The sequence below is a fragment of the Pedobacter sp. KBW01 genome, assembly GCF_003852395.1.
Taxonomy (GTDB): domain Bacteria; phylum Bacteroidota; class Bacteroidia; order Sphingobacteriales; family Sphingobacteriaceae; genus Pedobacter.
The window spans coordinates 316,197-326,274 of record NZ_QAJQ01000014.1; the positions used below are offsets into that span (position 1 = coordinate 316,197).

Sequence of the window (10,078 nt, forward strand, 5' to 3'; positions counted from 1 at the left end):
AAAACCATTCTCAAAAGGCCATTTTTTAAAGGGCAAGATCGCATTTTTCATTTTTTGTTTAAAAACAACAGATTTTCCAAAGCAAAAGTTATCGTAAAACCAATGATTGGGAATTTCAAAATTGAATGTGATCCAACAACATGGATTGGTGCCAAAATTGTATACATTGGTGATTATGAAGCCTCGCTGAAACAAGTTTTCGATAAGTACATTGCTAAAAACGATCACGTGCTTGATATTGGCGCAAACATCGGATTTCATACTTTGTATTTTGCAGAACTGGTTGGACAATCAGGCAAGGTAACTGCATTTGAGCCTATATCATTTAATTACAGCGCATTAATTCGTAATATCAGATTAAATAATTTTCCTCAAATTAACCCACAAAACATTGCGCTGAGCAATAAAAACGAAACATTTCAAATTACAGCGGATGCTACCAGTAATAACCCTGGATCATTTAATCTATTCGAAAAAAATGGAGATGTGACTGTCGATTGTAAAATTGGCGATGAATTTTTAATTGATGAAAAAATCAACTTTATCAAAATTGACGTAGAAGGTTATGAAGCACTAGTAATTGCAGGATTAATGCAGTCGATTACCAAAAACTTACCTTATCTTGTTTTTGAATACGATCAGGATTATCATTTAAAAACGGGGCTTGAGCCCAATTACATATTCAATTTGTTGAAACCATTAGGTTACCAATTTTATTTAATCAAAAGAACCAAGCAAATTGCGATTAACAATCTCAATCAATTATTATCGGGAAATATTTTAGCAAAACCACTTAAGAAGTAAATTTAAATATGTCGTTATATGTACAATATGGATGTGGCTTTAGCTCTCCTAAAAACTGGAAAAATTACGATGCTTCACCTACTCTGAGATTTGAGAGAACTTGGCTAATAGGCAAAATTTACAAAAAAAACAGTCAACCATTTCCTAAAAATGTGCTCTATGGAGATATTGTGAAGGGTTTGCCCGAGCAAGAAAATACCTGTGATGGGGTTTATTGCTCGCATGTTCTCGAACATTTGCCTTACCAAGATTTTCAGGCGGCACTAAAAAACACATATCGTATTTTAAAACCAGGAGGGATTTTTAGGTGCGTGTTGCCAGATTTGAAATTTGCGATAGAAAAGTATTTAAAGGACTACAATTCCGTAGAAAATCCAGCATCTGAATTTATGCGCAGAACACTATTGGGTAAAGAAAGAAGAAGCAAAGGCTTTACTGGTGTAATTAAAGACTATGCTGGTAACTCTAAACATTTATGGATGTGGGATGAAAAATCGCTAATGTATGAACTGGAAAAAAGCGGATTTAAAAACTGTAAAGTCTGCCTTTTTAACGATTGCAAAGATGAACATTTTAAATTTGTCGAAGAAGCCGATCGTTTTAACGAGGCTATAGCAATAGAATGCACAAAATAGAAAAGTTAGCTATTATAGTTAGTCACCCAATACAGTATTACTCACCTGTATTTCAACTTTTAGCTAAAAAAATTAAGCTCAAGGTATTTTACACTGCTGGTAATCGTGCATCTAAAACATTTGATACTGGTTTTAAAAGAGAAATTCAATGGGACATTCCGCTTCTAACGGGATATGATTACCAATTTTTAGAGAATACGGCAAAGGATAAAGGGACACACCACTTCACGGGGATTATCAATCCAAATATGGAGAAAGAAATCAACGATTATGCACCTACCAAAATACTAATTTTTGGTTGGGCGTATCAAAGTAATCTAAAATTGATCAGATATTACTATACCCGCGTACCGATTTATTTCAGGGGCGATTCTACACTTTTGGATCAACAGAATAGCATCAAAAGGTGGGTGAGAAATATATTTTTAAAATGGGTGTATCGCCATATCGATTTTGCATTTTATGTGGGTGAAGCGAATAAAGCTTACTTTAAAAAAGTTGGATTAAAAGACCAACAGTTAATTTTAGCACCGCACGCGATCGATAATGAAAGATTTGCAGAAGATAGAAGTATAGAATCTAGATTATTAAGAGATAAGCTTGGCATAACTCATAATGAAATTTTAATACTCTTTGCAGGAAAATTAGAACCAAAAAAAAATCCTGAACTTTTGTTGGACGCTTTTATCAATCTTGATCTGAAAAACACACATTTGCTTTTTGTTGGAAATGGTGTTTTGGAGGAAGGGTTAAAAGAGAAAGTTGAAGGGTTGGTGGAGAAAGTATCCTTCGACTACGCTCATGAGGACAAACCAGAGGGAAAGCTGGATGACAATAGAGGTAGTTTGGAGTTGGGTGTTGGGTTCTTCGACTCCGCTCAGAATGACAAACCAGTGGGAACTCAAGATGACAAACTAGGAAAGAGTACCGGAGACGGCCTCAAAAGGCGAATTCATTTTATGGATTTTCAGAATCAAACAGCAATGCCAGTTGTATATCAGGCCTGTGATTTATTCTGTCTACCTTCGCAAGGACCGGGTGAAACCTGGGGATTAGCGGTTAATGAAGCCATGGCAGCTGGCAAAGCGGTATTGGTATCGGATAAAGTTGGTTGTTCTATAGATTTGGTTAAAACTGGAGTAAATGGAGCGGTTTTTAAATCGGGGGATTTAGCTGATCTTAAACAAAAACTTAGTACACTAACTGAAAATAAGGATAAAATAGCAAAAATTGGAAATCTATCACAACAAATCATTAAAGATTGGTCGTTCGAAAAACAGGTGGCAGTGATTGTTGACACTATCAAAAATAAGCATGCAAAATAACAATCCTACTAAACTCATTCTCACATTATATCTTCCGGTTCTGATCGCATACTTATTGATTAATAGCCCTATTATATCTTATTTTGTCGCCTGGTTTGGTTCACTCTTTATTTTTTATACCACCATATTATCTCCAGCTGCAATTATTAAAACCGATTTACCTATCCATAAGCAGATAATGCGTCCAATATTTCTCCTACAACTTATTTTTGCAGGTTTTATGTGTGTTACTTCTGTATTTTACTTTATGGATCATTTGGGTTACCGGTATTTAACCGAAGTTAATTATGGGGCAGAATTTAAAGAAAGTGAGCAAACAGCATTGATTGCCAGTTGCCAGCGGATGAGCTTATTGGCCCATACCGCATTGGTAACAGGCATACTACTAGTTCAAAAGAATAATATTAGCATTAAGAGCATTAAAACCTTTGATGATGATGATTTTCTGATCTGGCTTAGCATCATTGTATTTGGAATTGGATCGCTAGCACAACGTTTCCCTGGCCTTAGCCAAATTGCCATCCCCCTTACCATAATCGGTATATCGTGTGCAGCAGTATTGTTTGTTAAAGGATTCAACACAAAAAACATTAAATATCTCGGAATAGGAGCCACTATTTTCATCCTGAATTTTATTCATGCCTCCTTATCAGGTTACAAAGAGCCTATTATTATCAATATCATTGTTATTGCTTGTGTATTCTTTCCTTACTATAAAAAGCCTATACTTTACCTTGCCCTTCCTATTGCTTACGTATTACTTTACTTCCTACCAACCTATAATAATACTGTTCGGCAAAGCTGGAGTGGAGAAGTAAGTGCAGAGGAAGCGCAAAATCAGGCTTTTCAAAACCTTAGTTCAGAAAACGAAGAACAAATTGAGGATACCAATTGGGGCTTCCTTACTAGAAGGCTGAGTGAAATAGAAATGTTTACACAGTTTGTAGATTATGTACCTGTTCACCATTCTTATTACGATTGGGAAATTGTAGAAAATTCTTTGGAAGGGTTAATACCACGGGTTTTCTGGTCTGGAAAGCCCAATATGGAAATGGTTTCTATGCAGCGCGTTTATGATGCCGGGGTAGCACACAAAATGTCGAGTGTTTCAGCAAAAACACGCCCTGTAGTAGATGCTTATTTAAGTTTTGGCATTGCAGGGATTTTCTTTTTTATGTTGCTCTATGGCATATTGGTGCAGCACCTATCTGACAAAGCAGAAGAGATATTTGGTAGTTATGAGCTGGGCTGCGTAATTATGTTTAATAGTATTTTTCAAGGACTATGGCGAGGTAATAACTTCGAATTTATGTTTAATAATATTTTTTGGGGATATGTGATTATGTGGTTTCTATTCCATCTGCTCAGGACTATAAAGGTATTAAAACCAACATTTGATTAATATCGCTTCATCATTGAAAATCATCCACATTACAGCTTCTTATAAACCTGCCTATATTTACGGTGGGCCTATACAAAGTGTTGGGAAGTTGTGTGAGGTCCTGTCGGGCGATAAGCATTTAGCGGTTTTAAAGAAAGGGATCCTTCGTTGCACTCAGTATGACAAATCAAGTGTTCATGGTGACAAACCAGGTACTCGGGATGACAAGTGCATCGAAGTAGAGGTGATTACCACTACGGCCAATGGTAAAAAGGAACTAGATGTAAAAACTGGAGTTCCGGTTTTGGTTGAAGGAGTTCCGGTTACATACTTTAACCGATGGACTAAAGACCACAGTCATTTTTCTCCGGGATTGTTGTGGAGATTGAGGAAAGAGATCCTTCGTTACACTGAGGACGACAAACCTAGCATTGAGGGTAACAAATTAAATACAGCCAATCAAATACTTAAAGGACCACCCCGACTTGAAGGCATCCTACCAGAGGAGAGGCATGTTGTACACATACATGCCTGGTGGAATTTAGTTTCGGTTCTGAGTTGCCTTATTGCAAGGTTGTATAATATTCCTGTGGTGCTATCTCCCCGCGGAATGCTTACCTCTTACACGCTTGGTAACCGCAATTCAATATCAAAAAAACTGATTCATAAATTACTAGGCAAAAACCTGCTAAAATACTGCCATATCCATGCTACCAGCGAACTGGAAAAAGCAGATATTTTAAAAATTGTAAGGCCGAAGAGTATCAGGGTGATTCCGAATTTGGTGAGTTTACCCTCGAAAGTATTAGGTAGAAAGTATCAAGAAGGGGACTCTTTTAAGCTTATTTTTCTTTCGCGTATTGAGGAAAAGAAAGGACTTGAACTTTTGTTTAATGCCTTAGCAACCGTTGATATCTCCTGGAAATTAACTATTGCCGGCTCTGGTGAAGAACGATACTTAGAAAGCTTAAAGCTTTTGGCCAATAAGCTAAAACTAAGCAATAGTATTGATTGGGTTGGCCAGGTAAGCAACGAGGACAAGTACACGATGATGGCAGCGCATGATTTGCTTTTGCTTACTTCTTACAACGAGAACTTTGCCAATGTGGTAATAGAAAGCCTGAGTGTTGGTACGCCAGTGCTTATTAGCGAACATGTTGGCCTTGCTGATTACGTTAAAGATAAGGCGCTTGGCTGGGTGACCAGCCTGGAAACTATAGCGATAAAAAACAACATTATTTCTGCTTACCAAAATCCTGATAAAAGGCAACACATCGGCCACACTGCTCCATTAATCATTAGAGAGGATTTTAATGAGGATGTGTTAGCCAAGCGGTATCTCGAATTTTATAAAACCATATAAACTATATTTCAATCCCTGGTTGAAATAACCCAATACATGAACAAAAATTTCAGTTTCATCATACTCACTTTTAATGAAGAAATTCATTTACCCAGATTGCTGGAATCTATTAAAAACCTAAATGCCAAAACCTATATTTTAGATAGCTACAGTGCTGATAAAACGCTTGAAATTGCTGCAGCTTATGGTGCAGAGATATTACAAAACCCATTTGAAAACCATCCCAAACAGTGGGATTTTGCCTTAAAAAACTTCCAAATTACCACACCCTGGACCATTGGCCTGGATGCAGACCAGATTGTTACCTCTGAACTTTTTGAAATGCTCGCCAATTTTAATGATGACCAGCATACGGGTATTAATGGCATTTATTTTAACCGGAAAAACTTTTTTCAGGGACGTTGGATCAGGTTTGGGACCTTCTACCCTTTTTATCTGTTAAAAATGTTTAGAACAGGGGTTGGTTTTTCTGACCTTAACGAAAATATGGACCACCGCTTTATAGTACCCGGCAAAACCGAAGTATGGAAAAAAGGTTGGATATTGGAAGAAAATCTGAAAGAAAATGATATTTCTTTCTGGAAAACCAAACACGAACGCTATAGCGATTTGATTGCTCAGGAAGAAATAGAAAGGATACAAAAATTAAGGATTCAGAGCATTAAGCCAAACTTAATGGGGAGCCCGGATGAAAAGAGGGCCTGGCTAAAACGCTTATGGTGGAAACTCCCACTTGGCTTTCGGCCTTATCTTTATTTTGGCTACCGAATGTTTTTTAAACTGGGTATATTTGAAGGTGCCACAGGAATTAAATTTCATTATCTGCAGAGTTTCTGGTTTAGACAACTGGTAGATAAAAAGATTAAAGCTTTACAAAAAACAAATAAAAATATAAACTGCCGATAATTATGACTCAGGAAGAAGCTAAAAAACAGGCTAATAAAAAGGCTATTAAATTTGTAATTGCATTGTTTGTGCTCTATATCGTGTTTAGCCAGGGCAACCTGTTTATGAACAGCGTGATGACCCCGGGATCGAAGTATTACAATGCTTATATTTCAGCACATTTTAACTACATTCAAGGTTTAAAATCGGCATTGATTATACCAGCAGTTTGGATTATTAAACTCTTCGGTTTTTATGCTATCCATAACGAAATGGATGTAATGGTAGTTGCAGGGCCATACTTAAGGGTAAATTATTCTTGTTTGGGTTTGGGCGTAATGAGTTTCTTGTCGGCATTTGTACTGGCCTTTCCAGCTTCGTGGAAATCAACCCTTAAGATGCTAGTGATTGGTCTTATTGCCATCTATATACTAAACGTGTTGAGGATAGCCGGCCTTGGAGTGCTACTAGGTTTCTTTAAATCGCAGCGGCATAACTTTACTTATCACCACGAAGTTTTTAATATCATTGTATATATCTGCGTATTTACCATGTTATATTTCTGGATTAAAAAGAACAATAAACCAGTTGTAGCCGGGCATTAATTTATACCGTTAAAACCTATATTTTGCTAAAAACTCAGCTTCACAAAAATTTCGATACCGGTGATTTTAAGGTAGGTGCAAATACCTTAAAGCAATTGTTGTGGTATTTTACGGATATTCTGTTTTTTAAAAGCCGTGTTATACCTGTTAGTTCAATACTTGTGGTCTTGTTACGGCTGTTCGGTGCTAAAATAGGCGAAGAAGTACGCATTAAACCGGGTATTCATATTAAATATCCTTGGAAACTTGAAATTGGCGATTATAGCTGGCTTGCCGATTGTTATATTGAAAATTTAGACCGGGTTATTATAGGCAAAAACTGCTGTATATCACAGCGGGCTGTGCTTATTACCGGTAACCATAACTATAGCAGTACAAATTTTGACTTGATGGTAGCGCCTATCATTTTAGCGGAAGGCACCTGGGTTGGAGCCGCAGCTAAAGTTTGTCCGGGGGTAACGCTGCACAGCCATGCTGTTTTAACAATGGGTAGCGTAGCTACAAAGGATTTATCCGCTTATGCCATTTATCAGGGTAATCCGGCAATAAAAATTAAAGAACGCGATATTAAAAAGTAAGCTAGCAAAGCACTTTTTTAGCAAAATTTTAAAGAACGAGATCATAATCAGATCTCGTTTTTCATTTACATTGATAATTGTCAAAATATTTACCATTCTATTAAATAAAAAATTGGTGCTTGTTAAAAATTATCAAGACATTTGCTTAGTCTATAGCATAAATATTTATAAGTTGGTTAATCTTAAACTCTGGAAGAACAAATACTCACTGTCTTCCAATCTTATTTTAATTACTTTTTTAATCGGGATAATCAATCTATTTTTCTACGATTATGAGAGCACGCAAGAATTTGTGGTGCTCATCGCTATTTTTATAATGAGGTATGTGCTTTTTATCCTCATCAAACGCCGGTTTGAATGGAGCAAATACCTTTTGGTGCTCATTATTTTAAGGAGTATTTATCGATTATGGGTTGTAATGGGTGAAGTAGACGCAAGTCCGGTAACCAAAATAAACCTTGTGCTCCAATTGGTGATGTCGGTACTTGCCTTTGCAATTCTTTTCATTTTCCCAAAAATAAAGGAGTGGATGAGTGAAAGACGAAAATATACTGCGCCAGGGAGTATATCCCGCACAGCTGAGCTAAACTAAATACAAAGTCTTTATTGCTTATTAGCGGCCAATTTTTGGCGATTTAGTTTCCTCATTGATAGACTCGGCTTTTTGAACTCTAGCGCTCACATCCGGTGCAGCAATTTGTACAACACTAGCAGTAGTGGGGGAAAATATCTGTTCAGCCTTTATGGGCTGCATTTCTTTAGAATATATATTTAAGGTTTTCATTTCAGGATTTGCACAGAGATATACAGGCTGCGTTTTCCCTTCAAGTTCTAATGGCAGCTCAATTAAATTACCATATTTTAATGCCCTGATAACCGACTCCCGTTTCTGCTTGTCTTCTAGTCCCTTAAAATTATAGCGGTCTACTGTTGCTTCAAGGTCAAAGCCGTAGCCAGGATAAAACCTATTCAAAGGATGGTTGCCACGTTCATTAGTCACCTGTAAATCCAGCGAAAACCAAACAGGGATACGCTCCAAGGTATCTCCAGTACTATGGGTAAGATCACGCAAAAAAATATCCTTTTGTAAAGACAATCCGCATAAGAGTTTATACGATTGGAGCGCCGTCATCCGGTGATGTTTTTCTATATCAAAGATCTTGGACACAGATTGATCAGTATTGTAGCGTTTAAGGCTCGCTTCAAACCCGTTTAAAAAGTAGGCGTCAGTTTCCCTTGATTTATTAAACTGAAGATCGAAATGCATCATATCAATCCCTTTAGAAGGGTCAGACCGGAATTCAGCAGGTATATATTTCTGATTAAGGCCGATAGTGAAGGCCTCTGGCTTTTTATATATGGCGCTTTCTAATACTGAGTTAAGGCGGGTTCCAAAGCCAAGGTGATCAAGCATTTTTTGTAGGTATTGCAAATTATTGTCATTCATTGTGGTAAGTTTTAAGATTGATGATTAATTATTTAACATTATCTAGCTATGCCGCTATAAGCGGGAGGCTCTATGAAAGCTCTTTGTGGTAACTTGCGTTCCTCAATAGCACTTAACGATGTCCCCTGCATATCAGCAAACGCCTTAGTAAAAGCCGGAGTATGATGATCCAGCTGTTGAGAAGTACTATTTAACGGCTGAATATCTTTAATTAACAAATAGGAAATTCCACCATCCACAAGCACAGAGAGTATTAATTCCTTGCGATCTGCAAGTAGTCCCTTAGGCTGGGTAACACGGTGCTGAAATCTAGTTCCATCACGAAGTTCAATCAGCATACCTTTTTTAAATGCTTCCTTTTGCTCTGCATCGAGCATTATCCCGTTTACCAGATCTGGTGAATGCACCTCAGGAACACTGTAGCCAATGAAATCGTTAGTAACTGGATCATATTCGATATTGTACATAGCCGAGATGCCTTCTTCGATTTGAATACTCTTGGCGATAAAGTCTTTCTGGCCCTGGATAAGCCCGTGCATTTCAAGCTCGGTTAACAAGGGATGTTTTCTTGGAGCATGATATATAGGATGGATTAACAGTTCCACACTGTTATGCTCATCCCGGTGAAGGGAAAGGCGTGCATCCAATCTTTCAATATCAAATTTTTCCCCTTTTAGGTGATGAAGACTAATAAGCTGAGTACGTCGTCCGGATAAAAGCGCACTGATTTCTTCTGGATTAAGCAAAAGCTGGTCCTGATGATAGATGCCAAGCTTACTTAACTGCTCTAAAGGCAGTTGACTTTGTTGAAATAGAGTTTTCATAGGTTATCTTTTAATGTTGTGATTTTCAGAAGTTATCTGTTGGGAGGAATCCTGTTTTTTAGCTGTCTGCAATAGTGAGCTTTTGATTTCGCTTAATGAGTGATAAAGCTGATCGCTTTTTGATAGGGTGAATATAATTCCCGAAGGCTGCTGCTCGACTTTGAGCCTACCTTGCTTTAAATGCCCTTGAATCTTATAGATTTGACCATTATTGGGGATTTCGCTAAAAGT

Annotated in this window: 11 protein-coding genes and 1 pseudogene; 9 read left to right on the forward strand and 3 right to left on the reverse strand. The window is 37.3% G+C overall.

Annotation, left to right across the window (positions count from 1 at the left end):
* Positions 1–54 precede the first annotated feature (54 nt).
* The 9 genes from DBR40_RS16890 (at position 55) to DBR40_RS16930 (ending at position 8,168) form a co-directional block, all read left to right on the forward strand.
* Positions 55–804 (forward strand): FkbM family methyltransferase, encoded by a 750-nt coding sequence (locus tag DBR40_RS16890; protein ID WP_158674069.1) that lies wholly within the window; start codon positions 55–57, stop codon positions 802–804.
* Positions 805–812: 8 nt separating this feature from the next.
* Positions 813–1,439, forward strand: coding sequence for a class I SAM-dependent methyltransferase (locus DBR40_RS16895; RefSeq protein WP_124560907.1), 627 nt, complete (start codon positions 813–815; stop codon positions 1,437–1,439).
* Complete coding sequence (locus DBR40_RS27025; protein ID WP_124560908.1) at positions 1,427–2,764, forward strand: glycosyltransferase family 4 protein; 1,338 nt, start codon at positions 1,427–1,429, stop codon at positions 2,762–2,764. Before DBR40_RS16895 ends, DBR40_RS27025 begins: the two co-directional genes overlap by 13 nt.
* Positions 2,754–4,166, forward strand: coding sequence for an exosortase Y-associated Wzy-like protein (locus tag DBR40_RS16905; protein ID WP_124560909.1), 1,413 nt, complete (start codon positions 2,754–2,756; stop codon positions 4,164–4,166). Before DBR40_RS27025 ends, DBR40_RS16905 begins: the two co-directional genes overlap by 11 nt.
* Positions 4,159–5,508 carry an XrtY-associated glycosyltransferase XYAG1 gene (locus DBR40_RS16910; protein ID WP_124560910.1) on the forward strand — a complete coding sequence of 450 codons (1,350 nt, stop codon included), beginning with the start codon at positions 4,159–4,161 and terminating at the stop codon, positions 5,506–5,508. The genes DBR40_RS16905 and DBR40_RS16910 overlap by 8 nt, the downstream gene beginning before the upstream one ends.
* A gap of 36 nt (positions 5,509–5,544) precedes the next feature.
* Positions 5,545–6,414, forward strand: a complete 870-nt coding sequence (locus DBR40_RS16915; protein ID WP_124560911.1) for a glycosyltransferase family 2 protein — start codon at positions 5,545–5,547, stop codon at positions 6,412–6,414.
* A gap of 2 nt (positions 6,415–6,416) precedes the next feature.
* The gene (gene xrtY / locus DBR40_RS16920) at positions 6,417–6,998 is read left to right on the forward strand and encodes an exosortase Y (RefSeq protein WP_124560912.1); all 582 of its coding nucleotides are present in this window, start codon (positions 6,417–6,419) and stop codon (positions 6,996–6,998) included.
* Between the two features lie 23 nt (positions 6,999–7,021).
* A complete protein-coding gene (locus DBR40_RS16925) occupies positions 7,022–7,576 on the forward strand; it encodes a WcaF family extracellular polysaccharide biosynthesis acetyltransferase (protein ID WP_124560913.1) in 555 nt (184 codons plus the stop codon).
* A gap of 316 nt (positions 7,577–7,892) precedes the next feature.
* On the forward strand, positions 7,893–8,168 hold the full coding sequence (locus tag DBR40_RS16930; protein WP_124560914.1) for a hypothetical protein: 276 nt from the start codon (positions 7,893–7,895) through the stop codon (positions 8,166–8,168).
* A gap of 21 nt (positions 8,169–8,189) precedes the next feature.
* On the opposite strand, the gene DBR40_RS16935 is transcribed toward DBR40_RS16930, so the two are convergent.
* The 3 genes and pseudogenes from DBR40_RS16935 to DBR40_RS27030 all read right to left on the reverse strand — a co-directional run.
* Positions 8,190–9,023 (reverse strand): hypothetical protein, encoded by an 834-nt coding sequence (locus DBR40_RS16935; RefSeq protein ID WP_124560915.1) that lies wholly within the window; start codon positions 9,021–9,023, stop codon positions 8,190–8,192.
* A gap of 38 nt (positions 9,024–9,061) precedes the next feature.
* Positions 9,062–9,847 carry a DUF4099 domain-containing protein gene (locus tag DBR40_RS16940; RefSeq protein WP_124560916.1) on the reverse strand — a complete coding sequence of 262 codons (786 nt, stop codon included), beginning with the start codon at positions 9,845–9,847 and terminating at the stop codon, positions 9,062–9,064.
* A 3-nt stretch (positions 9,848–9,850) separates the two neighbouring features.
* A pseudogene (locus DBR40_RS27030) lies at positions 9,851–10,078 on the reverse strand (hypothetical protein); the annotation flags it as partial.

Bases quoted from the DNA above. Each gene is read 5' to 3' on its own strand.
- DBR40_RS16895 (WP_124560907.1), top strand. From the start codon at position 813: ATGTCGTTATATGTACAATATGGATGTGGCTTTAGCTCTCCTAAAAAC.
- DBR40_RS27025 (WP_124560908.1), top strand. From the start codon at position 1,427: ATGCACAAAATAGAAAAGTTAGCTATTATAGTTAGTCACCCAATACAG.
- DBR40_RS16905 (WP_124560909.1), top strand. From the start codon at position 2,754: ATGCAAAATAACAATCCTACTAAACTCATTCTCACATTATATCTTCCG.
- DBR40_RS16915 (WP_124560911.1), top strand. From the start codon at position 5,545: ATGAACAAAAATTTCAGTTTCATCATACTCACTTTTAATGAAGAAATT.
- xrtY (WP_124560912.1), top strand. From the start codon at position 6,417: ATGACTCAGGAAGAAGCTAAAAAACAGGCTAATAAAAAGGCTATTAAA.
- DBR40_RS16930 (WP_124560914.1), top strand. From the start codon at position 7,893: ATGAGGTATGTGCTTTTTATCCTCATCAAACGCCGGTTTGAATGGAGC.
- DBR40_RS16935 (WP_124560915.1), bottom strand. From the start codon at position 9,023: ATGAATGACAATAATTTGCAATACCTACAAAAAATGCTTGATCACCTT.
- DBR40_RS16940 (WP_124560916.1), bottom strand. From the start codon at position 9,847: ATGAAAACTCTATTTCAACAAAGTCAACTGCCTTTAGAGCAGTTAAGT.